General features: G+C 38.2%; 19 protein-coding genes and 1 pseudogene. 9 read left to right on the top strand and 11 right to left on the bottom strand.

Annotated features, from left to right (window positions below):
• Positions 1-130 precede the first annotated feature (130 nt).
• From yhdJ to hemJ, 3 genes are all read left to right on the top strand, one after another.
• Positions 131-1,027, top strand: a complete 897-nt coding sequence (yhdJ, locus tag AA650_RS22000; protein WP_234413242.1) for an adenine-specific DNA-methyltransferase — start codon at positions 131-133, stop codon at positions 1,025-1,027.
• Positions 1,008-2,141, top strand: a complete 1,134-nt coding sequence (locus AA650_RS21995) for a hypothetical protein (protein ID WP_053540659.1) — start codon at positions 1,008-1,010, stop codon at positions 2,139-2,141. Before yhdJ ends, AA650_RS21995 begins: the two co-directional genes overlap by 20 nt.
• 121 nt (positions 2,142-2,262) lie before the next feature.
• Positions 2,263-2,850, top strand: a complete 588-nt coding sequence (hemJ, locus tag AA650_RS21990; RefSeq protein ID WP_053540658.1) for a protoporphyrinogen oxidase HemJ — start codon at positions 2,263-2,265, stop codon at positions 2,848-2,850.
• A 580-nt stretch (positions 2,851-3,430) separates the two neighbouring features.
• Here hemJ and miaB read toward each other — a convergent pair.
• The 3 genes from miaB to AA650_RS27130 form a co-directional block, all read right to left on the bottom strand.
• Positions 3,431-4,792, bottom strand: a complete 1,362-nt coding sequence (gene miaB, locus AA650_RS21985) for a tRNA (N6-isopentenyl adenosine(37)-C2)-methylthiotransferase MiaB (RefSeq protein WP_053540657.1) — start codon at positions 4,790-4,792, stop codon at positions 3,431-3,433.
• Between the two features lie 310 nt (positions 4,793-5,102).
• A complete protein-coding gene (locus tag AA650_RS28870) occupies positions 5,103-5,840 on the bottom strand; it encodes a thioesterase domain-containing protein (protein WP_234413434.1) in 738 nt (245 codons plus the stop codon).
• A gap of 2 nt (positions 5,841-5,842) precedes the next feature.
• Positions 5,843-7,678 (bottom strand): non-ribosomal peptide synthetase, encoded by a 1,836-nt coding sequence (locus tag AA650_RS27130; protein ID WP_234413432.1) that lies wholly within the window; start codon positions 7,676-7,678, stop codon positions 5,843-5,845.
• 210 nt (positions 7,679-7,888) lie between these two features.
• Here AA650_RS27130 and AA650_RS21970 point away from each other — a divergent pair, with 210 nt between their 5' ends.
• Positions 7,889-9,109 carry an ISL3 family transposase gene (locus AA650_RS21970; RefSeq protein ID WP_053540535.1) on the top strand — a complete coding sequence of 407 codons (1,221 nt, stop codon included), beginning with the start codon at positions 7,889-7,891 and terminating at the stop codon, positions 9,107-9,109.
• Positions 9,110-9,561: 452 nt separating this feature from the next.
• Here the strand turns inward: AA650_RS21970 and AA650_RS21965 are convergent, their stop codons facing one another.
• Positions 9,562-10,827 (bottom strand): tetratricopeptide repeat protein, encoded by a 1,266-nt coding sequence (locus tag AA650_RS21965; RefSeq protein ID WP_053540654.1) that lies wholly within the window; start codon positions 10,825-10,827, stop codon positions 9,562-9,564.
• Between the two features lie 328 nt (positions 10,828-11,155).
• Positions 11,156-11,227 (bottom strand): annotated as a pseudogene (locus tag AA650_RS29525) (2OG-Fe dioxygenase family protein); the annotation flags it as partial.
• A 399-nt stretch (positions 11,228-11,626) separates the two neighbouring features.
• Between AA650_RS29525 and sfsA the strand changes: the two are divergent.
• Positions 11,627-12,352 carry a DNA/RNA nuclease SfsA gene (sfsA, locus tag AA650_RS21960; protein ID WP_053540653.1) on the top strand — a complete coding sequence of 242 codons (726 nt, stop codon included), beginning with the start codon at positions 11,627-11,629 and terminating at the stop codon, positions 12,350-12,352.
• Between the two features lie 278 nt (positions 12,353-12,630).
• Here sfsA and AA650_RS21955 read toward each other — a convergent pair whose 3' ends face one another.
• Positions 12,631-13,608 (bottom strand): carbohydrate kinase family protein, encoded by a 978-nt coding sequence (locus tag AA650_RS21955; protein ID WP_053540652.1) that lies wholly within the window; start codon positions 13,606-13,608, stop codon positions 12,631-12,633.
• A 259-nt stretch (positions 13,609-13,867) separates the two neighbouring features.
• On the opposite strand from AA650_RS21955, the gene AA650_RS21950 reads away from it, so the two are divergent.
• Both AA650_RS21950 and AA650_RS21945 read left to right on the top strand, forming a co-directional pair.
• Positions 13,868-14,143 carry a helix-turn-helix domain-containing protein gene (locus tag AA650_RS21950; RefSeq protein ID WP_039200413.1) on the top strand — a complete coding sequence of 92 codons (276 nt, stop codon included), beginning with the start codon at positions 13,868-13,870 and terminating at the stop codon, positions 14,141-14,143.
• A 190-nt stretch (positions 14,144-14,333) separates the two neighbouring features.
• On the top strand, positions 14,334-14,780 hold the full coding sequence (locus tag AA650_RS21945) for a DUF6636 domain-containing protein (protein ID WP_053540651.1): 447 nt from the start codon (positions 14,334-14,336) through the stop codon (positions 14,778-14,780).
• 602 nt (positions 14,781-15,382) lie between these two features.
• On the opposite strand, the gene thrC is transcribed toward AA650_RS21945, so the two are convergent.
• On the bottom strand, positions 15,383-16,477 hold the full coding sequence (thrC, locus tag AA650_RS21940; protein WP_053540650.1) for a threonine synthase: 1,095 nt from the start codon (positions 16,475-16,477) through the stop codon (positions 15,383-15,385).
• 273 nt (positions 16,478-16,750) lie between these two features.
• On the opposite strand from thrC, the gene AA650_RS21935 reads away from it, so the two are divergent.
• Complete coding sequence (locus AA650_RS21935; protein ID WP_081424307.1) at positions 16,751-16,954, top strand: hypothetical protein; 204 nt, start codon at positions 16,751-16,753, stop codon at positions 16,952-16,954.
• Positions 16,955-16,971: 17 nt separating this feature from the next.
• On the opposite strand, the gene AA650_RS21930 is transcribed toward AA650_RS21935, so the two are convergent.
• From AA650_RS21930 to AA650_RS21915, 4 genes are all read right to left on the bottom strand, one after another.
• On the bottom strand, positions 16,972-19,371 hold the full coding sequence (locus AA650_RS21930) for a hypothetical protein (protein ID WP_234413241.1): 2,400 nt from the start codon (positions 19,369-19,371) through the stop codon (positions 16,972-16,974).
• Between the two features lie 320 nt (positions 19,372-19,691).
• Positions 19,692-20,306, bottom strand: coding sequence for a cytochrome c oxidase subunit 3 (locus AA650_RS21925; RefSeq protein ID WP_039200415.1), 615 nt, complete (start codon positions 20,304-20,306; stop codon positions 19,692-19,694).
• Between the two features lie 184 nt (positions 20,307-20,490).
• The gene (gene ctaD, locus AA650_RS21920; RefSeq protein ID WP_053540649.1) at positions 20,491-22,164 is read right to left on the bottom strand and encodes a cytochrome c oxidase subunit I; all 1,674 of its coding nucleotides are present in this window, start codon (positions 22,162-22,164) and stop codon (positions 20,491-20,493) included.
• A gap of 221 nt (positions 22,165-22,385) precedes the next feature.
• Complete coding sequence (locus AA650_RS21915) at positions 22,386-23,330, bottom strand: cytochrome c oxidase subunit II (protein ID WP_039200416.1); 945 nt, start codon at positions 23,328-23,330, stop codon at positions 22,386-22,388.
• Positions 23,331-23,823: 493 nt separating this feature from the next.
• Here AA650_RS21915 and AA650_RS21910 point away from each other — a divergent pair, with 493 nt between their 5' ends.
• Entirely contained in the window at positions 23,824-24,792 is a 969-nt protein-coding gene (locus AA650_RS21910) for a COX15/CtaA family protein (RefSeq protein WP_053540648.1), read from the top strand.
• Positions 24,793-24,874 lie beyond the last annotated feature (82 nt).

The following is a 24,874-nucleotide window of genomic DNA, read 5'->3' as shown; positions in this document are numbered from 1 at the left end:
TCCCTCCCCTTTACAAGGGGAGGGTTAGGGAGGGGTAAAACATTTGATACAGCAATCATGAGTTTTCAAACAACCTCTTATTGTCTGAGTTTTTGATTTGCACAATCAAAATTTTGCTTACTTATTTAAAATGATGATTGAACAACATAAAAATCAACAACATACCATTTTTCACGGTGATGCGGTCAACATTTTATTAAATCATATTCCTGCCGAATCAGTAGATTTAATTTTTATTGATCCTCCTTATAATATAGGTAAGAAATTTGGTAACTTCCATGATAAATGGGAATCAGAAACAGAATATATAAATTGGTCATATCAATGGCTTGATGAATCTATTCGCATTCTTAAACCAAATGGTACAATTTATGTGATGACAAGTACCCAAGCAATGCCTTATTTTGATATTTATTTGAGACAAAAATTAACTATTCTCAGTCGGATAATGTGGCATTATGATAGTTCTGGAGTTCAAGCTACAAAATACTTCGGTTCAATGTATGAACCTATTCTTCATTGTGTCAAAGATAAAAACAATTATATTTTTAATGCAGATGATATTAAAGTTGAAGCAAAAACAGGCGCACAACGGAAATTAATTGATTACAGAAAATCAGTTCCTACCCCCTATAATACAGAAAAAGTACCTGGTAATGCTTGGTATTTTCCCCGTGTGAGATATCGCATGGAAGAATATGAAAATCATCCTTCACAAAAACCAGAGTCATTACTAGAAAGAATCATTTTAGCAAGTAGTCATAAAGGAAGTTTAATCCTTGATCCCTTTGCTGGAACTTTTACAACTGCTGCTGTAGCTAAACGTTTAGGTAGGAAATCTATCAGTATTGAACTGCAAGAAGAATATCTAAAAATTGGATTGAGAAGGGTTTTAGAAATGGAAGAATATCAAGGAGAAAAACTCTTACCACCACAGAAAAACCATAATATCAAAAATAAAAATGGAAAAAAAGTAGATTTAGATTTTATCCAAGGGAGTATCTTTGATGAAAATACTACAGCATGATTTTACGCAAACAATAATTAATATTCTTAATAAATACTTTCCTGGATATGGAGATATTATTTTAAGGAGTAGTCAATTATTACAGTATATTAATATTAAAACTAAAGCTGCAAATCGTGGTTCAAAATCAAGATCCAGCTTTGCTAATCATTATGCTATATATGTTTTGATTGAAGATTATTTACAAAAGAAATTTCATCTTAAGAATGGCTATGAAGATTATGAAGGCGCACAATATATAAATTTATTAATGCGACAAAGGGAGTTACCTTTTGGAAATAAACTTCAAAATCATGCTCTGAATCATCGTTTAAATGAAGAATTTAAAAAATATTTTCACACCTCAGATTATTTACCAATAATAAGAGATTCAACAACAAATAGATATTGGATTAATGAAAATCTTTTAAAAATTGAAATTGGTGAGCAAGTAATTAATATTTCTGAATCCATCAAAGATATTATTGATGCTTATATTCAAGCAAGAATGAATTCATTCAATGAATTTGTGATTTATTGTCAAAAAATGATAGAAATTCAAAATCATTCATCTGAAGCAGCAATTGAATTCATTAGAAGTTTATTAAAACCAAATATAGATGCTAGAGTATTTGAGATTGTTAGTTATGCGATTTTAAAACATTATTATGCAGAACAAAAAATATATTGGGGTTGGTCGCAACATGAATTAAATATTGATCATTTAATTTTGTATAAAACTGGACGCACAAATGCAAATGATGGTGGGATAGATTTTGTCATGAAGCCTCTGGGAAGGTTTTTTCAAGTTACAGAAACCTTAGATACGGGAAAATATTTTTTAGATATTGATAAGGTACAAAAATATCCAGTTACTTTTGTAATCAAAACTGAGGAAGAAGTCGAATATTTACTCAATAAGATTGAGGAACAAGCAAAGACAAGATATCAAATCAAAGCTATTATTAAAAAGTATATGGAATGTATAGAGGAAGTGATAAATATTCCAGAACTAATACTTCGTTTTAATAAAGGTTTAGAATTTCAAAAGGGTATTCAAGTAATTGAAGAAATAGTTTTACAAAGTCGAGTTGAGTTTAATATGGAAGAAGAAGCTGTTGGGGATGAAGTATGATGATGCCAAATATACGGTTCACACTTCTTAACCTATCCACATCCTTGCTGCGAAATCATCTTAACCTGATAATGAGAGTAGATGCAATCATTTGTAAATTGATAAAGGTAGGTTAAAATTCATGGCGTATTCTTGGTTTAAAGCATTTCATATTGTTGGCTTTGTGGTTTGGTTTGCGGGGTTATTCTACCTAGTGCGGTTGTTTATCTACCATGTTGAAGCTAACCTTGAACCAGAACCAGCAAGAACGATACTGAAGAACCAGTATCAAATCATGGAAAAGCGTCTTTACGACATTATTACTACTCCGGGACTGTTTGTGACAGTAGCAATGGCTATTGGTATTTTATCTACCAACATGGAACTGTTAAAAGAACCCTGGCTACATTACAAGTTAGGATTTGTAGCGGTCTTAATTGGCTATCATGTTTACTGCGCTAAATTAATGAAGCAGTTAGCAGCGAATGAATGTAAATGGACTGGTCAAAGTTTACGCGCCTTAAACGAAGCACCGACGCTTTTATTAGTCGTAATTGTGATGTTGGCGACATTTAAGAATAACTTACCTACAGACCTCACCGCTTGGTTAATTTTTGGTTTGGTGATTTTCATGGCTGTGAGTATTCAACTCTACGCCAAAATCCGCAGACGCAATCAGGAAAAACTGACAGTACAATTAAAAGAGGAGTCAGGAGTAAAAGCTTTTTAACTAAGTAGGTGGACGTGAAATAACCAAAATGTGTAACGATATGTAAATTCACCTCGATGGGTTATTGTCGTTGAGTTTTAGCCATTTCAAAAAACGAAATATATTTTGATTTTCCTCCGCCCACCTACTTATCGGTAGGGGTTTAGCACTGCTCATAGGTGTCAACTTAAGTTAGAAATGGCTTATCTGTTTGTTTTCACACCCGCCCAGAAATGAATTTCCGGGCTAATAGCTAAAGTTTACTAAAGTAAACTGAAGGTTTAGACAATTATTAGTCATCTTTAGATGACTTTCGCTATTAGACTGGGAATTAATTCCCAGACGGGCTATGGGTTTTACGTTAAGTTGACACCATTAAGCACTGCTAAAACCCTACATAGGGTTTGCTGATAGCGAAGCATGGTGTAGTCTATAGAAATTGTCTGTGAGGACAGAGAAATCTTAACTGGGAACAGTTTCAGCCATCTGGATATCCTCAATTTTCCAAATCCGACAAAGACAAATGCACCTATGTTGAGACACCATAAGCCAAAACCTTGCAAGACAGAGAGTATGGTGTCAGCTATACTCCTGTATTTTGTTAAACTGTAACTGGTTGACGAACTTCTAATGCTGCTCCTGTTAAACTAAAAGCACGAACTTCGGTAATTTTAACTTTGACGATTTGCCCTTTGAGGCGATTAATATCACCAGTAAAGAATGTGAGACGATTTCCCCCAGTTCTTCCCATAACCTGGTTTGTGTCTTTGGTATTTTGAGCTTCTACTAATACTTCTTCAATCCGACCAAAGTAACGTTGCGATCGCTCTGCTGCTTTGATATTAACTAAATGGTTCAATCTTTGCAAGCGATCGCTTTTAACTTCCTCACTCAGTTGATTATCCCACAAAGCCGCAGGTGTACCAGGACGAGGTGAATAAGCCGCAGTATTCACTAAATCAAACCCGATATCTGCCACTAATTGCAAAGTATTTTCAAACTGTGTTTCTGTCTCACCAGGAAAACCCACAATCGCATCAGCACTAATTGACGCATCCGGCATATACCCTCTAATAGTATCAATAATCCGGCGATATTTTTCCTGAGTATAGCCCCGTGACATAGCTTTTAAAAGCTCATTATCCCCAGATTGAAAAGGAATGTGAAAATGTTCGCAGACTTTGGGCAAATCTGCACAGGCTTTAATTAATCTTTCCGTAAAATAACGCGGATGACTGGTAGCAAATCTTATGCGTTCAATACCCGGTACATCATGGACATAATAAAGTAAATCTGTCAATGTGTGCAGGTGACGACCTTCGGCGGTAGAACCAGGTAAATCCCGTCCGTAAGCATCAATATTTTGACCCAGGAGAGTAATTTCTTTATATCCTTGTTTTGCTAACTGTTCGATTTCCGCCCGAACCGCTTCTGGTGTCCGAGACTGTTCCACACCGCGCACATTAGGGACAACGCAATAAGTACAACGTTCGTTACAACCATAAATAATATTTACCCAAGCAGTTACCTGACTATCCCGACGCGGCTGGGTGATATCTTCAAAAATATGAACTTCTTCCGTAGCGACAACTTGATTACCAGCAAAAACCGACTCTAGCAAATCTTTAAGACGGTTAGCGTGTTGGGGTCCCATCACCAAATCCAATTCTGGCACACGACGCAGCAAAGCTTCACCTTCTTGTTGGGCAACACAACCAGCAACAATCAAAGTTAAATCAGGTTGTTCCTGCTTCCGTTTGGCTTGTCTACCTAAATAAGAATATACTTTTTGTTCCGCATTATCCCGAATGGTGCAGGTATTGTAAAGAATTACATCTGCTTGGTTTGGGTCATCTGACCACTCAAAGCCCATGTCTTCTAAAATACCAGCCATGCGTTCAGAGTCTGCCTTATTCATTTGGCAACCGAAGGTGATAATGTGGTAATGGCGGTTAGTGGTCATTGGGAATTACGCTTAGTTAGTAATGTATATCAAGTCTGTTTTCTATTCTATATAGGAATTTTATCTTATTTGGGTAACATTTTCAGGAGTGTGCGGTTTGTGGTGAACAATGGAAATGTGTCGCTCAATATTTCGGGGGAAAGCGCCATTCGATTATAACGGCTAGAAGCTGGACTTTTTTATCATACAAAGAACAAGGTTCAAAGCCTCTCCAGTATTAAATATTATTCCTTTTCCCTCTCCTCTTAGGAGAGGGTTAGGGAGAGGTGCAAAGGAGAGGTTTACCAGAGGGGTTTCATATTTGGTTAAACTATGAACCGTTTGCAGTATACGTTACGTTCTGAGCTTTCTCTAGACAAATTTTAACTTGTTTTGCCAATACTCTCACATTCGGTTCATTGAGAAGAGAAAGATGAGAACCAGGAATATACTTAATATCTAAATCACCCATAACTATCTCACCCCAACCAAAATGGGAATCATATTCTAAACCTATAGCCTCAGTTCGATTTTCATCTCTCGTGCGGAAAAGAGTTAGTTTCCCTGCATAAGGTCGAAATACATAGGTATTCAAAGCTTGTTTATGAGCATTTGATATTTCTAAATACTTTTTATCTTCAGGGAGAATGACATGAGAACCAGTCGGAAAGTAATGATTGCAAACTTGTTTAGTATTGTAATGAAATTGTTTGTACCAACCCTTAGCTTTGTGAGCAATATATTTATGTCCACGTCGAAAGATATTATTGATATGCAGCAAAATTCGCCTCTTAAATGATAACCGTCGTTCATAACCAGGACGACAGGTATCTAACATCGCTAAAAGAGCGATTTCTTGACCTTGGCTGCGAATTTGTTGGGCTATTTCATAGGCGACGATACCCCCAAAGGAATATCCCCCTACAAAATAGGGTCCTTGAGGTTGAATAGTCTGCATTTCTCGCAGATACTTTGCAGCCATATCTTCCACCCGCAGCAAAAGAGGCTGTTTTCCATCTATTCCCTGGGGTCGCAGTCCATAAACAGGTTGGTCTAACCCTAAATGTATTGCTAAATCCCGATAACATAATATTTCTCCCCCAAGGGATGAATCATAAATAAAGGTGGTTTTGTACCTTGGGGTTGAATTTCTACTAAAGATGAATAATTAACTTTGGGGGTATTTTCTAAACCTGGTTCTTGGTGGATAATTTGAGATATCGCTGCTATTGTCGCTGTGGGAAACAAAGCCGCCAAAGGCAGTTTCTTGGCAAATTTACGTTCTATATCCGCAAATAACCGGACTGCTAATAAAGAATTTCCACCCAATTCAAAAAAATCATCTTGAACACCAATAGGTTCAACACCTAACAAATCTTGCCAAAGTTTTATTAACTGACTTTCTATATCATCATGGGCATTAACAAAACTTTCTGTCAATTCTGGCTTAATTAAATTAAATGCTATTAATCCCTTTCTATCTAATTTACCATTAGGTGTTAATGGCAAGGCATCTAAAAACACAAAGGCACTAGGAAGCATATATTCAGGTAATTTATTCTGTAAATATTGCCGAATTTCTTTAGTAGTAGGTGCTGGTTTTTGTTGAGGAACAATATAAGCGATGAGACGTTTATCTTCTGGACTATCTTCACTAGCTATAACTACAGCTTCTTTAATGTTGCTAATTTTCAGCAATTCCATTTCAATTTCTGCAACTTCAATGCGGAAGCCTCGGATTTTTACCTGAAAGTCTTTTCTTCCTTTATGAATTAAACAACCATCTGCTTGAATACAGCCTAAATCACCTGTGCGATAAATTCTTTTTTGGCTATTTTGAATATCGGGTAAAAATACAGCTTGCGTTAATTCTGGTTTTTGCCAATAACCTAAAGCTAAATATTCACTTTTGAGGGTAATTTCTCCAATATTGCCGTTTTTAACTTCTACTCCTGCTTCATCTAATAGCACAACTTCCATATCTTCAACTGCATAACCAATAGGTACGATGCTATTTTCAATTTTCGTATCTTTATCAACGATGAAATTACGGAAAGTTCCTGCTTCTGTCGCGCCTAAACTGGCATATAAAAGACAATCTGAAGAAAAGTATTTTTTATAATTTTCGACATCTCTAATTAAGGTAGCTTCACCACCTAATTTAACTAGGCGAATTTTAGGAAACTGTTCTGTACCAGTGAGAGTATCTACAAAATGCCGAAACAGAGTTGTAAATGAATGATAAATTGTAATTTCCGATGTAATTAACCAATTAACTAAATTAGTTAATCCCTGTTCTTTGACATTGAATGAATAGAGACTCGCACCATTAAGTAAGGTGTAGAAAATACATAATATTCCACCTAAAGCACTACAAGAATAGAGAAAAACTACACGATCTTGATGGTTAATTAATAAAGTTTTTGTGTCATTCATGCAGTAATGCAAAGCATTACGATGATTCTGTACAACTCCCTTGGGTTGACCAGTTGAGCCACTAGTATAAATTAGATAAGCTGGTGCTTCTGGTGATATTTTGATGGTGGGATTTTGGCAAGAATTATGGTTATCAATATTGTCTATATTAAATAAATGACAACTATTAATAGTAGCTTCAGCGAGTTGTGTCGCCAAATCCAAATTGAGATTATTGGTAATAAATGCAACGGCTTGAGCATCTTTAATAATATAAGCTAGTCTATCAATAGGAAATGTGGGATCTAAAGGAACAAAGATTTTACCTGTTTTCAATACTCCCAACATACTTGTAATAAAATCTGCACCTTTTTCCAGTAGTAATACAATTACTTCTAATTTATTTCCTCGTTGTTCAAGAATTTGATTGGCTAACCGATTAGCATTTTTATTTAGCTGTGCATAAGTGAGAGTTTGATTCTGGGTTTTGATAGCAATATGATCTGGATATTTATCAACTTGTTTTGGCTCTTGCGGTACTTTTATGGTGGAAACTCAAATAACTAAAATTTAGTACCTAAAATTTATATTCATTAAGTCTCAGACTTCAGTACCAGCAAGAGATTACAAGATTTTAAATATGTTCAGATAGCAATGATGATATAATGATAATTATAAAATACAAAAGTTTTGGTGATAGCTATGAAATTTTCTGTAGATCAAATTCTCAATCTCCCAGATATGAAAGTGTTAGATTTTCAAGAAATCGAAGGGGCAGGAATAATTATAACAATAGAAAAAGCTGTTAATAATTCTACTTGTCCATTCTGTGAAAAAACTACCTATAGTATACATCAAAATCATTGGCGAATGATTCATGATTTATCTTGGAGTGAAAAACCAGTATTGTTAAAAATAAATCGTCGCCAATTCAAATGTCATAAGTGTCAAAAAGTATTTAGTGAAAATCTAAACTTTGTAGATAAAAGTAAAGGATATACTAAAAGATTAGCCAGAGATATAGTTGAACAAGTATTAAACAGTAATATTCATAGTGTTGCCAAAAGAAATGACTTGAGCGATGAAGAAGTTGAATCAATGTTAAAAGCACAAGTATCACAACTATTAAACATTAATTTAAGTCAGGTAAAAAGGTTAGGTATAGATGAAATTGCTTTGGTGAAAGGTCAAGGAAATTATTTAGCAGTATTAGTAGATTTAGATACTCGTAAACCAATTGAGTTGGTGAAGTCAAGAAGAATAGAAGAAATACGCGAAGTTATTGTCAAATGGGGATCTCAGGTACTTGAACAAATAGTTGAAGTGAGCATGGATCTCTGGTCTCCTTATAAAAGTTTAGTAGAAGAATTAATGCCAAATGCAAATATAACTGCTGATAGATTTCACGTAATGAAACAAGTAAATGATGAATTAGATGCTATGCGTAAATCTGAAAAAAGAGCCGCCACGTCTTTAGATAATAAATCAGAGCGAGACCGAATATTAGCAGGATTAAATAAAAGCAAATATAGCTTAATAAAAAACGAAGATTCTTTAAATGAACAACAAAAAGAAAGATTAAATAATGTGCGAGAAGTTTCCCCTATTCTTGCAAAAATGCACACCCTAAAAGAAGAATTTCGAGACATATTTGAATCTACTAAGTCTTGGGGTGAAAGCATAATCAATTTATTAGATTGGATGCATAATGGACTTTCGTATTTTCCCAAAAGTATAGGAACAATGATTAGATGGTTTGGTGAAGTCGTAGGTTATTTTGATGGCAGAACTACGAGTGGTACTGTTGAAGGAATTAATAATAAACTCAAATTAATCAAAAGACTTGGATATGGCTTTCGTAACTTTAGTAATTTCCGATTACGTAGTTTATTAAACTGGCACTTTAGTATTAATTCTCCATAAAAGAGACGCAAGAGCCCTTGTTTTTCAAATCGGCTAGGTATAGACTGTTCAATCTCAAATTTGGGAAAGTCTATAAAGCCTTTTGGCGAGGGAATTAGACGATTGCAAATAATTTTTTTCTGGAATAAGATATTTGGAATTGTGGAGTAAATATTATTCATGGCTATATAAACTTTATTGAATTTTTGGTGAAAATCAGGGTTGAGGTAGAAAATTATCTCTTTTTAATTTATTTATTGCCCTTGACTTAATTAATGATGTGCATTGATAAAAATAAATGGTATGACAAATTATAATAACCTGCCATACTCAAGGAGAATCTTTCATAAAATCTTTATCTATACTTTGTTTTTAAAATAAAAATTGTATACAAATTATCCAAATTAATGTATAATCATAAACTGTAGATACCCAAATTATCTAATAAATTGGGTATTTGGATAGTATATCTTCTAATTGCGATCGCGCTCTAATTGATCAATGACTCTTTGTAAATACCAATCATCTGACATTCCCGGATAATGATATTCTTGTTGTTGAATCAAGCCTTTGGCGATTTCCCATTGTCCCCCCACTAACCGCAACAGTCGCTGACGTAAAACTTCATATTTTTGATTATTAATTACGGGTTGGGACATTTGGATTTTTTGTAACCTATTTAATACCTGTTGATAATTTTCCCAGTCTTCTTGTTCACAATAAATACTCGCTGCTTTTTGATAATCGGCTACAGCATTTTGTATTTCTTCTAACAATGTATAGGCAAGACCACGATTATAGTAAGCTGGAGCGTAATCATGATTTATGTGCAGTGCTTGACTATAATCTTGAATTGCATTCAAACAATTACCCATTTCTCGATAAATATTACCTCTAGCAACATAAACTAAAGGATCTTCAGGCTGCATTTTTAAGGCTTGGTTTAAATCCGATAATGCACCCTGATAATCACCAATTTGGCAACGGGCTTTTCCTCGGTTACGATAAACAATGGCATCTTGAAAATCCAGTTTTAGTGCTTGATTAAAGTCAGTAATTGCTTCTCGATAATTACCAAGTTTACACTGAACTACGCCGCGACAGCAATAGGCTTGAGCATCTTTAGGATCAACTTTTAATACCCAGTTTAAATCAGCAATAGCTTCTCTAGTTTCTCCCTGTTCTGCCTTTGTTAATAATTGCTGAAAATATTGATTGGTAGAGGTAATAGATACAGTTACAGACTTATTTATTTGTTGTTCTGGCTTTTGAGGTGGTTGTAATTGTTTAATTTTTTGCAAACAACTTTGACATTTTTCCTTATCTTTTTGTTCTAGATATAATTTAGCTGCTTTCTTGAAATTAGCGATCGCATCTTGAATATGTCCCTGTTTACGTCGGACAATCCCCCGTAAATCATAAGCAGCAGCATCATCAGAATCCAGCCAAATTGCCCTTTCTACATCCTCCAAAGCACCAGGAAGATTTTTTAATGCCAATCTAGCTAAAGCCCGAAAATAACAGGCTTCTCGACTATATTTATCCAGTTTTATAGCTTCAGTATAATCATAAACAGCTTGCATAATTGCCCCTGAATCATAATATGCTAGACCCCGTTGAATATATGCTTTACTAAACCCAGGATTTTGTTGGATAGCAGCGGTAAATTCTCCTATCGCACCAGTATAATCTTGTTGTTTAGCTTTTTCTAATCCCTGTTTATAAAATTCGTCATTCATCCTGCTCATCCTTTAATCCTGGATATCCCGATTCTAACAGGTTTGGATTTTATCGCTTGTAGGGTGCGTCAGACCCGATAATTTCGCAAAAAAACAGATTTCCTGTATCTGACGCACCTAACTCAACAAGTGATTCCCCACGCCGAAAACGACGCAATTTCATTTATTTATATTATTTATATTACAGCGATTTCCAATCATATAAGGTACATCTTAGCCCCCTCATCGCTTGCGGGGAGGGGGTTAGGGGTGGGGTTCTTGTTCTGGGTTTGATGACAATTTGCTGTATTTATATTATTTATATTATTTATATAGCTGTTATCGGTTGGAGGGAGTTTACTTTTCTCAGAGTGAACAGAAAAGCATATTCTAATTCTGTATAGAGTGAGACTTTTTGCATAGGATATTTTTCCTTGCATTGGTAAATACTACCATATTTATCTAAATGGTAAGCTGTAATATCTATAGCAATCCTAAATGAAATGTGAACATCTCTTATTTCCCCACCTCTGTGTCCTCTGTGTCCTCTGTGGTTCGTTAAAAAAACTAGTTCATAACTCAAATAGGATTACTACATTATATTTAATTTCTCTAAAAATATTGTAAATTTGACTACAAAAGTTACTCATTTATGATGCAAATTAGACTTTTTCGATAAGAATTTAGGTAAAGTGATAATATCCCCGACTTCTGACATCAATTTATGGTTTGCGGACACAATAAACAAAAGAAGTCGGGGATCTGTTCATGGTATTTTCATTGAGTTACTATAAATCAATGCTCTACCTATTTATGACTAATGATTGATTGGCTCTATAACTACCCCACACTCTATCCTGGCATTTTACTCAAACGCTACAAGCGGTTTTTTGCTGACGTTCAACTAGATTCTGGAGAGGTAGTAACAGCACATTGTCCAAATACGGGTCCAATGACGGGAGTTTCTACCATTGGTAGTGCTGTACAAATTTCTAAAAGCGATAATCCTCACCGCAAGTTAGCTTATACATTAGAGTTAATTCAAGTTAATGATAATCAAACAGCTTGGGTGGGTGTAAATACGGCTTTACCGAATCGGGTGATTAAATTAGCTTTAGAAAAACGTTTATTTCCAGAGTTGGGTGAATATGAACAGGTGAAAGGTGAAGTTGTTTATGGAAAAGATCGCAAAAGTCGGATAGATTTTTATTTGACCGGTAGTGCTGAACAACGCCCAATTTATTTAGAAGTGAAAAATGCAACCTGGTGTCAGGGAACTTTAGCCTTATTTCCCGATACAGAAACCACCAGAGGACAAAAGCATTTACGGGAATTAATGGAAGTTTTACCCGCCAGTCGGTCGGTAATGCTGTATTTTATTAATCGAGGTGATTGTGTAGAGTTTGCACCTGGAGATACAACAGATCCCGTATATGGTCAGTTGTTACGGGAAGCGATTAAACTGGGTTTAGAAGTTCTCCCATGTCGCTTTGATATATCTCCTGACGGTATTCGTTATTTGGGTTTAGCAAAACTGAAAATTTAACAGAAACGTTGATGAGATAATATTAATGTCACTAATTTTAGTTGCAAAAAGTTTTTGAGGGTAGATAAGGGAAGGATTGCTGTCAACCACCCATCACTTCCCTTCGGGTAAGTGAGGGCTTGTAAAAAATTACACAATTGATTTTTCTGTTCCCTGTTCCCTGTTCCCAGTTAAGAGTTCCCTGTTCCCTCTCTCAACGAGTGAATTTAATTTTGTCCGACTACTTATCAGGAATATCAGCCGATTGTCACTGATATTCCCGTTAATTTTGCTATTGGTTAAAGTTGATGGGAAGCGAGAAAAGCATCAACTTCTGCCGCAGTTGGTTGGGAAGCGATCGCACCTGGTTTAATAGTAGTTAATGCTCCCACAGCACTGGCATAGGTGACAATCCTTTTGGCTGTATCTGCATCTTTGAGGCTGTGAATCCCCACTTGTTGCAATTGATGGATAAACCCAGCCAAGAAACTATCTCCAGCACCAGTTGTATCTACCACAGACATGGAAAACGCTGGCATTTTACCTTCATTTTCCCCTAAACAATAGGCACAACCATGTTCACCGTCTGTCACCAAAACCCCTTCCAAAGAATTAAGCCTATAAGTAATTGCCCCTGGGTCTGTAGTATTAAATAACCATTGAGCTTCTTCTTTGGTTAATTTGAGAAAATCAAATCGCTTTAGCAATGACAGAATTTTAGTCTTAGCTGTATTTTCATCTTGCCAAAATACTGGTCGCCAATTGACATCGAGAATGATTTTGAGGTCATATTGTTCTGCTAACTCCAAAGCTCGCAAAACAGCTTTTTCACTTTCAGGATAGGCTAGTTCTAAAGTTCCCACCACCAAAAAGTCGGCTTCATTAAATAGCGCAGTTGGTAACTTTGCAGCTTCTAGGCGGGTATCAGCAAATTCTGAAGTATCATATTTACCAAAACCAGCAAAAGTGCGATCGCCTGCTAAATCCCTAACCACATATACTTGTCTCGTTGGCGCTGTAGAATGACGTTGCACACCAGTTGTATCTACACCAACATCTTCTAATAATTTTATCAGTGTACTTCCTGCTTCGTCTTCACCCACAGCACCCATAAAACCGGCTGAAGTTCCCAACTTTACCAAAGCACAAGCTACATTCGCCGGCGCACCTCCAGGATAGGGAGTCCATGATTTCACTTCTTCTAGCTTAAGTCCCAATTGATCAGCTAAACAGTCAAGTAAGACTTCACCAAGACATAAAATAGAGGGATTACTCATTTCATTTTTGATTTTCGATGGGGCATAATCTAAATCTAGTTTGACACTATCGCAGTATGCACTTGAATACAGCTTTTTTATTTATCCTAGTTAAAATCAATACCTATTATTTGTAACAAGTAGGACTACAAACCTAAAATTAAAAGAAAATCTTGACATTAGTATTATTAGCAACATTTAAAACTATCTACCTCGGAAAGAATCTTCTAGAATGAGGAGTAAGATTTGAGTACATATACCAAGGGAGGAATAATAAGTCATGGCTACTAGTGAGTCTGGGACCCGTGTTAGTCTGTCAGACAGAGAACTGCAAATTATAGACTTAGTGGCTACCGGCTTAACTAACCAAGAAATTGCAGTCAAACTGGAAATTAGTAAACGCACAGTTGATAACCACATTAGCAACATTCTCACCAAGACGAAAACTGATAACCGTGTGGCTTTGGTACGTTGGGCTTTACAATGGGGTAAAGTTTGTTTGAATGATGTTAATTGCTGTCCTCTTTCTCCCCGGAATGATGAAAGTATCTCTTAGTCAAGAAGCTGATTAATCTAGCTTTTTTGCTATTTTATAGATTGCTGATTGAGAGTGGAGGTAGTTGATTTACGCTGTTGTGTACTACTTTGCATATTGAAAAAGCAAGGTTAAAGCACAGGTATCTAAAGGCGTAAATCAATTATCCCACAAATATACTTTTAATGATCGTTGCAGGTAATATCACATTATGTACAAACAATTGATTAAACCAATTATCTTTGTCATTACCAGCATGGTGACAATATTGCCACAGGTCAGTATTGCTGCACCAAAGGGTTTTCAATCCCCTAGTGGTAATATGTTTTGTGAGCTAATGCCAGGAGAAATAAACAGTTTAAGATGTGAAATCAATTCTTCACTGAAACCCAAACCGCCTCAACCTTATTCTGGATATTGCGGGTTTGATTGGGGAAGGGGTTTTTTGTTACCTGCTGATGCTAGACCAGAAATTTTGTGTATTAGTGATACTGTCGCTGATAAGAATAAAACTGTTTTAGCTTATGGACAGACTTGGAACAATGGCGGTTTTAAGTGTGTTTCCCAAAAAACTGGTTTAACTTGTACTAATAAAAATGGCATTGGCTTTTTTCTCAGTCGGGAAAAATGGCGTGTCTTCGGACTTTCTCAACCTTAGTTAAGCCAGCCAGGGAATGAATTCCCTGTCTAAAAGCTAAAGTCGGTTAAAACCGACTATTTCAGTATAAATAGGATAATTTTTGATTTTGAATTAATTAGAGTGCGTTTTAACGCATTTTAGCTTTGAAACCGTAACTTAAGTTCCGGGCAAGTTTGTTCCGCCAAACAAATAAGCTATTCCTAGCATAAGTTGACACCAATAATCACCGCTATACTAAACACGGGTGAGATTTAAACTTTTGCCAAATGACAAATAACCCAGATGTGTAGGGGTAAAGCAAGAGCTTCATAGGTGTTAACTTAATGTAAAACCTCTATCCCGCAAAGAACTCAAGTCGTCTCGTTCCCAGTCTCTGACTGGGAATGAATTCTAGAAGGCTCTGCCTTCAATAATATTAGAGGCAGAGCCTCATCAACTGCATTCCTAGTCAGAGACTAGGAACGAGATGTGGTAGGGATTTGAGCTTAAGTTGACACCAATGAAGCTCTTGCTTTACCCCTACGTTTAGAATCAAACAATCAAGCCGTTTTGAGTATAAAGGGGTTAAAATAGAGGAAAGAGCGATCGCCTACAATCGCCCTTTATCTAGGGCTGGCTACCTACTCAAATCCCATCGCCGCCGCCACAGCCTTAATATCAGCATCAATGCCCTGTTTGAATTGAGCATGACTGTGTTTAATAGCCGTATCTGGATCTTTTAACCCATTACCAGTTAAGACACAAACAACCGTTGCACCACTAGGAACTTCGTCTTTTACTTGTAACAAACCAGCCACAGAAGCCGCACTAGCCGGTTCACAGAAAATCCCTTCCGATGATGCTAAAAGTCGGTAAGCGTCGAGAATTTCCTCATCAGTCACAGACCGGAATCTTCCTTGACTGGCTGTTTGCGCTGCAATGGCTTTATCCCAACTGGCGGGATTCCCAATTCTAATGGCTGTGGCTATGGTTTCAGGATGTTCCACCCGTTGACCATTGACCAAAGGTGCAGCACCAGCGGCTTGAAAACCCATCATTTTCGGTAGGCGATCGCATTTACCATCTTGATGATATTGACAAAAACCCATCCAATATGCTGTAATATTGCCCGCATTCCCCACCGGAATACATAACCAATCGGGAGCATCACCCAAAGCATCAACAACCTCAAAAGCTCCGGTTTTTTGTCCTTCTAAGCGGTAGGGGTTGACAGAATTTACCAAAGTAATAGGATAACTATCTGCCACTTCCCGGACAATTTCCAGAGCGCGGTCAAAATTGCCTTTAATAGCTAACACCTCTGCGCCATACAGTAGCGCCTGTGCCAACTTACCTAAAGCCACATAGCCATCGGGAATCAGCACAAAGGGTTTCATTCCTCCCCGTCTAGCATAGGCAGCGGCAGCGGCAGAAGTATTACCAGTGCTGGCACAAATCACAGCCTTAGCACCTGCTTCTGCTGCTTTAGAAATTGCCATTGTCATCCCCCGGTCTTTGAAGCTACCAGTGGGATTAAGTCCATCATATTTAACATACACCTTCACCTGTCTGCCAATACGTTCGGCGATCGCTGGCACGGGAATCAAAGGTGTGTTACCCTCCAGCAAAGTCACCACAGGGGTTTTTTCACTGACAGGCAAGTATTGACGATAGGCTTCTATCAGCCCTGGCCACGGTTGGCAATGAGATTTAGCAGCAGACAGGCTCAAAGTCACAGGATTAAAAATTTCTTAATTAAGGATTTACGATTGGGAATGCTTTTGAATAAGTATCCCACTTTTCAAGTCTATATGTTAGTTGCGGAACACCGTAATAATGAAAAAATATTCAAGGCGGTTTTAACCGCCCGTGTCGCTTCCCTCTCAGGGCTAAAGCCACGCTTGTTTCCCACTTACCGGATATCCTTATGATAAAAACTATATAATGTCTTAACAAAGATTAAGATAAGTATATTATACTATCTCTAAATGGTGTGAGTTAAATTTCTAATGCCAACAACTATGTCTACTATGTCATCCAGTGTTTCCGAATGTGAATCCCACGCTAACTTAGTCGAGAAGTTAACGAAGGCGTACTATCAAGGCGATCAGCAAGTTAAGTTTATTAACTTACAAGCAGAGGTAGATTCTCTTTTAGAGCAATTGCAAAATCTCAAAAGCGAACGAATCGAAGCTCCTAGCGACGAAGCATAAATTAGGATCTGTGATAACTATTCAAATCGCTGATTAGTTTGTGACCAACGTTCCAAACTATATCCTTGCCTATTTTCTACCAGTAACGCTAGAGATTGATCATCGGTAAGTTGAGCGATCGCAATTAGCGTTTGCTGGTTTGCACGGGCAAAATCACTATAAATGACATTACTATCTGCCGAAAAGATGAGAGTCCGGGGACGTTTTTGATTATCTGTCGGTTTTGAAGTATTACCATCGAACTGATTTAAAGAGGCTATAGCAGCATCAGAAATAGTTAGCACAATCTCCTGATGTTGATCATTCGTCAAATCAGCCAATTGAACTGGCCAATCAGCCATTTTTTCGCGCATTTCCTGAAAATCAGGAATCACACCAGCAGTTAAATCACCCGACTGTTGTAATTTTCGCCATAGAACTGGCAGCATGGACTCCACTAACTTAGGTTGTTGTTGATATAAGTCCTTGACAGTTACCGGAGACGGTTCTAACCATGTTAACGCATCCACAGTCAGAGCTAAAGGTCGAGGCTGGAAAGAATTAACCTTGCGTTCAGGCAAGGCAGAACCCAACATTAACAACCGTAAACTCTGTCCCCTCACTTGTACAGCCTGAATAGTCGTCGTAGTAACCTCCTGTTCCCCATTAGGTTTCCAGACAATAACCTGCATACTGGGGTCAGAACTAATCCCCAGAAGTTTGCGCCAAAATCTTCGAGGTTGATTTTGCAGTTGGTCAAAATTAGCAAACGGATAACTTAACCAACTCATACCATCATGAAAGGCACTAACTTCCACCTGATACCAAACTTGATTATTAGTAATTTTCAAATCAGTTTGCAGAGATATTGGCAACCAATCCCCCTGATTAATGCGACTAACTTGTTTTACAGTGCCAATAATTCGACTTTTATAGGCATTGATTTTATCATCATCAAGTTGAGTTAAAATACCTTGAATATAGTTAAGTGTTTCCGCATTAATATTTGGTTGTGCTTGCAACCAAGCATTAGCTCTTTCTTCCCCCCGTTGCACCTTAAAAATTAACGCTACCCAAGCTAAAACCGCGCGACGATTAGGATTAAGTCGCAACGCTACCGCAGCCCGATTCCAAATTCTCCCCTTATCAGTTTGTAATAAATTAGTAATTTCTTGACCATTATCAGGTGAATTTTCCAATACCTGCAAAGCCTTTTCCCAACGACCATCAATAATATCTGCTGTAACTTGTTGGTGAGGACTTGCCCAATTTTTCTCAGCCTGCATTCTTGTAAATTCCGAATGTAAGCGGATGACATCTATTTGCGCCCGTGCTGCTGCTGAAAAAGGCTGTTTACGCTGTTTTTCTAAAGATTTCAACCATGTAAAAGCAGGAGTCCAAAGTCCATTTCTGGCTAATAACAGAGACTGTTGAAAAGCAAATTCATTAACGGCAGGTTTTTGGAAATTAATTGCTTCCAGATAAATAGAATTAGCCACTAACTGACTCGGTTTAACTTGATAAACTTGCAAATTTGGTTCTATATTTACCGTTTGATCAATAATTAAATCTTTTGAATCATTACCCGTTATCTCTTGCCATTTAGGTAACTGCCCATTGCGGGTTTTCCAAGATAACATTTTTTGTAAGCTTTTGAGAGTAGGATTGTAATAGACAACTTGACCATAGATAATATTATTATCGTTATTTTCGTATTCACCCCGCAAATAAAACCAAAATCCTGGAAACAGGTGAGGATCTGTAAAAGCTTTCACCTTAGTTAGAGGTAAATGTATTTTTGTTTCTTGATTGTCTGATTCAGAAATAACCACACCTGAAGAGGATTCTATAAAACCTTTCGATAGACCAATAACAGGTAATTTAGTAATTAAATAGTAGTATTTTTTTGACTGAAATTTATATTCCAAATCCTGAGAAAGTTTATAGATCCTCAGTTCTACCAATTCTTGACAATTAGACTGACAATGCTTGCGTTTTTGGAAAATTGGTAATAAAAAAGATTCCTCTGATTTACCATCTAAAGGCATGATTTCGCCAGATAGAAGTTGTTTTTGACTTAAACCGAGTTCAATAGCTGTAACTGTTTCCGGTAGTTCTCGTTTACCTGTAGATATTTTTGCCCATTTTGGTAAAAAATCATTCACCCAGATAACCTGGGCAGGATTTAAAATAAATAGCACACTCATCCAACCAACACCAATAATTACACCAGCACTGCTTAACAACAGACCCAGCACCAACGTAGACGATAACCAACTACGCCGTTGATAACGTTTGGGTAGTTTTTTAACATTCTTCTTCGTTACACCTTGAGGAGGCTGATTCAGTCCAGCAGCTTTTGGTATGCGTTTGCGGGGTTTATTGATCATCTGACGATTACTAGCACTGGTAATTTGATGTTGTTCAAAATCATCCATGATAAATTTTGACAAACTTAGTGCAATTTCGCCAGTGTACTAGTACATCATGGCGTAAATAAAGCAACTATTTTAAGCCTTGTAATCAATATTTCTTCGCTCCGTGTCCTCTGTGCCTCTGTGGTTCGTTTATATTGTAGGTTAGGTTGACGCAAATAAACCCAACAAAATATTTGATAATTTTGATAATGTTGGGTTGCGCTGTCGCTTAACCCAACCTACTGACTTATACCATAAATAATAACCAATACAAACAAAAAAACCCCCTTGGGGGGGATTGTAGGTTATTCGAGTGGAGTGAACAACTAAGTAATAAATACCTAGAGTAAATAGAGTAATCCGAACAAAATAATCCAAATTACGTCTACAAAGTGCCAGTAAATTTCCGCTGCTTCAATGCCGAAGCGGTTTTCATTGCTGTAGTGTCCGGGAGTACGCGATCGCCACAAAACTGCTAAAATCGCTAAAACACCGATGGTAACGTGCAAGCCGTGAAAGCCAGTCAAAACATAAAACGTACTAGCGAATAAATTGGTAGTCAGACCAAACTCCAAATGAGTATATTCATAAACCTGACCCGCCAAAAAAATCGCCCCCATAGCTGCGGTAATTGCCAACCAAAGCCGCATTCCCTTCGTATCATTCTTTTTAATAGCCGTATCAGCATTGTGCATCACAAAACTACTAGCTATCAAAATAGAAGTATTCACAGTCGGTAACAATAGTTCTAAATCTGGGGTTCCTGCCGGTGGCCAGACAGGAATAGTAGAACGAAAAACAAGGTATGCACCAAACAAACCCATAAAAATCATCCCCTCAGCCACCAAAAACATAAATAGACCAGTCAAACGATGATCTGGATGTGCTTCATGATGAGAAATCACCGCATGGTGATCTAGTTCAGTTGTCGCCGTGTCAATAATTTGACCTTGCATAAATTGGTAATTGGTAATGGGTTCAAGGCAGGGCTATTTCATTTTCATCTAGCCCGCCTCAGAATGAATTCTGAGTCTAATAGCGAAAGTCGTCTAAAGACGACTAAAAGAAATTTCTAGTCCGTTTTAACGGACTTTAGTTATTAGCCCGGAACTTCAGTTCAGGGCGGGTTATGTCAATCCCTTAAAGTGCTGATTCAGTTTGGGGAGTTAACACAGGTTCAGTTTCCACCCGTTCCTCACTCACCCCATAATCGTAGGGACCAGTAGTCAAAACCGGGAGAGTTTCAAAATTCTCAATACTAGGAGGAGAAGAAGTCATCCATTCCAAAGTCAGCGCTTGCCAAGGATTATTGCCCGCTTTTTCCCCATAGAACCAACACCAAACCGCATTGATGATAAATGGTAACGTCGAAACCGCCAATATATAAGATCCGTAGGTACAGATTTCATTCAAAGTCGTGAACTTAGGATCATATTCCGCAATGCGGCGGTTCATACCCATTAATCCCAGTTTGTGCATGGGTAAGAAAGTCATATTTAAACCAATCATGGTGAGGGCAAAATGCACCTGACCCCAAAATTCGTTCAGTTTCCGTCCCGTCATTTTTGGAAACCAGTGGTAAATAGCCGCAAAAATCCCTAACACACTCCCACCAAACAAAACATAGTGGAGATGTGCCACCACAAAGTAAGTATCGTGAACGTGAATATCAAAAGGAACTGCTGCCAACATTACCCCGCTAATGCCACCAATCACAAAAGTTGCTAAAAAGCCGATAGCAAACAACATGGGACTGTTGAGGCGGATTTTACCACCCCAAATAGTAGCTAACCAACCGAAAATTTTAATACCAGTGGGGACAGCGATGATCATGGTAGTGATCATGAAAAACATCCGCAACCAACCGGGGACACCACTGGTAAACATATGATGCGCCCAGACGATTAAGCCTAAGAAGCTGATAGCTAGGGATGAAAAAGCGATCGCTTTATAGCCAAAAATCGGTTTACGGGCATGAATTGGCAGAATTTCCGAAATTGCCCCAAAGAAAGGCAAAATCATAATGTAAACTGCCGGATGAGAATAGAACCAGAACATATGCTGGTAAACAACAGGATCTCCCCCACCAGTCGGGTTAAAAAACGTTGTTCCTGCCAGCAAATCAAAACCCAGCAAAATCAAAGCCGCAGCTAATACTGGTGTAGATACCAACACCAAAGCCGAAGTTGCAATCATCGCCCAACAAAACAACGGCATTTGAAAGATGCCCATACTAGGAACACGCATCTTCCAAAGGGTGACGAGAAAATTAATCGCCCCCAAAATCGAAGAAGTTCCCAATAGCAACACACTCATAATCCAAATCCCCTCACCCACCTGGCCTGTTACCAAACTCAGAGGTGGGTAAGAAGTCCAACCAGCATCCGGGGCATCACCTACAGCCAAACTAGCAACCAGTAATACACCTGCTGGGGGAACCATCCAAAAAGCTACCGCATTCAGGCGCGGAAATGCCATATCTCTCGCCCCAATCATCAATGGGATCAAATAGTTAGCAAATCCTGCTCCTGTTGGTACAATCCACAAGAAAATCATGATTGTGGCGTGGAGTGTAAACAGGCTGTTGTAGACTTCAGGCGTGACAAAATCCACTTCTGGAGTCCGTAATTCTGTCCGCACCAAATCAGCCATTACGCCGCCAATGCAGTAAAAAACAAACGATGTTACCAGATATTGAATCCCAATCACCTTATGGTCTGTACTAAAACCGAAAAAGTCTCGCCAATGCCTTTCCCCATGTTCTTCAGCATGGTTAGGGACATTAGCAATTTCTTCTAACTGTGCTTGTGTCATATTTTAAAAAAGAGTTAACCGAGCGGTTCAAAACCCCGTCTATACAGGCGAAACCCACCTTCGTGGGTTAAATGAACTTGATTTTTATTAGTCCACGCAGGTGGACTTTGTTTGTGTAGCCGCGTTCGCGGAGCGTGGCGAAGCCATATTCTATTCGCGGGGACTTTGTTTATTAACCGGGACTTGATTTTGTAAACCCTGCAACTCTTACAATTCCCAAACTACTTAATTTGATGCAGAATTTCTGAGTGAATGCCCATATCCTTGATGTAAGGAGAGAGAAATTCATCGGCAGTCATGGACATAGAATTCACAGCTACCGCTTGATTAGGGATATCTTTACCAGCAATTAGCTGTTCTTGCATCCAACTATCAAAAGCTTCCTGTGTCTCCACAACTACTTGGCTTTTCATCACCCCGTGATATGGACCACACAATTCAGCACAAATTAGGTCATAATCGCCCGCTTTTCTGGGTGTAAATCGCAAATGGGTTTGTCTACCAGGAATAGCATCTTGTTTCACCCGAAATTCAGGAATCCAAAAAGCGTGGATGACATCGTTAGCTGTCATGTTGATTTCCACAGTTTTGCCAATGGGTAAATGCAGTTCACCCGTTGTTACGTCCGTGTCTGGATAGTTGAATAACCAAGCATATTGGAGTCCAGTGACGTTAATGGTCAATTCTGGCGGGTTTTTAACTTCATCAGAATTTGTCTTTAACTGTGATACTTGTACAGTCGCAGCCATTGCCGTTCCCGGCATATTCATGGCATCTTCCATCATCGGGGCAGCATGAGCCGAATGGGGATCAAAGCCACCCATGTTGTTATACACATCAAAACTGTAGAGAGAAATACCGACAACGATAATTGCGGGGATCGCTGTCCACAGTATCTCTAGAGGTACATTACCTTCAATGGCTGGTCCATCTTCATTGTCTCCAGCCCGACGACGATATCTAATAACAGCGTAAATTAAAACACCTTCAACAATCAAAAATATGCCTGTAGAAACAGTCATCATGGTGTTGAATAGACCATCTACCAAAGGGGCTTCGTCGGAGGCCGCTACAGGTAACAGACCGTGATTTTGACCGTACCAGAGACTGGCAAGTGTGAGGACAATGCCAATGAGTAATGTCCAGATTGCATTTGGAATTTTCACGGCTGATTTGGTGATTAATTGACTATTTTATCTCAATACCTTCGATTCGTAGGTTGGGTTAAGCGACAGCGCAACCCAACAAAGCAAAAAATGGTAAAGGCATTTTTATCTGTAAGTTACTTCACTTTTTAAAGTAACTCTACTTACTAAGGTAGTGCAGGGAATGAGATATAGTGTCCGCTGGTCTGAAATCTTTATTAATTTTTTCGATTAATAACACAATTTTGAGTACAAGGGAGATAAGTTGTCTTGCCCAGGTTAGATGACAATTAGGCAAAAATTTTCAGAAATTTCCATTAATTCCCATTGGTTAATTATTTCCATCTGCAAAACAGCACGAAATCTTACAGCGAAAACTAGCTAAAGTGATCCAAAGTATAGGGGAAGGCTGATTTCCATATTCTGACCTATACGTTAGGGTGAATATAAGTTGGCACTAAATCAAAATAGAAAATTCTCAATTTCCAGCACAAGCGGTCCGAAGGTATTGTTAATGAACGAATTTGTCCTAGAACAACAAAATAAAGCGGCAATAGTAGCACAACAGCCCCAGGAGATGATTCGTCGCTTGGTGTGGAAAATATGCGTAGCCACCTTGATTTTGATGGCTATAGGCAGTGCTACCCGCGTCATGAATGCTGGACTTGCTTGCCCTGACTGGCCTTTGTGCTATGGGGAATTAGTTCCAGCTAAACAAATGAATCTCCAAGTGTTTTTGGAGTGGTTTCATCGTCTAGATGCAGCTTTAATTGGCTTTAGTGCGATCGCCCTTTGTGGTTTATCCTGGTGGCATCGTCAACATTTACCCAAGTGGCTACCTTGGGCATCCACATTTGCCCTGTTTTTAATCGTCTTCCAGGGGATTTTGGGAGGACTGACTGTAACTGAATTATTGCGGTTTGATATCGTTACCGCCCATTTAGGAACAGCACTACTATTTTTCACCACTTTGTTAATTATCGGTACAAGTTTGATCCCCTATCAAGGCACGGGAACAGTAGGAAAGTTGCCCTGGGTGGGTTTAACTGCTGCTGTTTGTGTCTACTTGCAAAGTTTACTGGGTGCAATAGTAGGTTCGCGTTGGGCTTTACACCAATGTTTGGCAGGAGAACTGCTTGCAGCAGCGCCTCGCTATCAACTTTGTGATGTCATGTACAGCCATATTTTTGGCTTAGTACCGCCAACTATCGCTACTTTAGCAGTTGTTTTCATTTCTTGGCGGACACCGGCACTGCACCCGACTTTGCGAAAACTGGCAAATATGGCTGGTGGTTTGTTGATTTTACAACTCCTCTTAGGTGTGGCTACCTTCCGCCTACATTTACAAGTTGAACCTCTCACTGTTTCTCACCAAGCTATCGGTGCGACTTTACTGGGGACTTTGGTAGTATTTACAGTTTTATCATTACGGGATGGTTTACTTCCTCAGTCACCAAACTTACAGCAGATTCCAGATCAATAAGGTACAGAATCTAAATTCAAAACCAGTTTTACTCGTGACTCGGTGACTCCTGCTGTAACTCATGGCGTAAATCCATAAAATC

The sequence above is a fragment of the Anabaena sp. WA102 genome (assembly GCF_001277295.1).
Classification (GTDB): domain Bacteria; phylum Cyanobacteriota; class Cyanobacteriia; order Cyanobacteriales; family Nostocaceae; genus Dolichospermum; species Dolichospermum heterosporum.
This window is presented reverse-complemented; position numbering and strand designations above follow the sequence as displayed.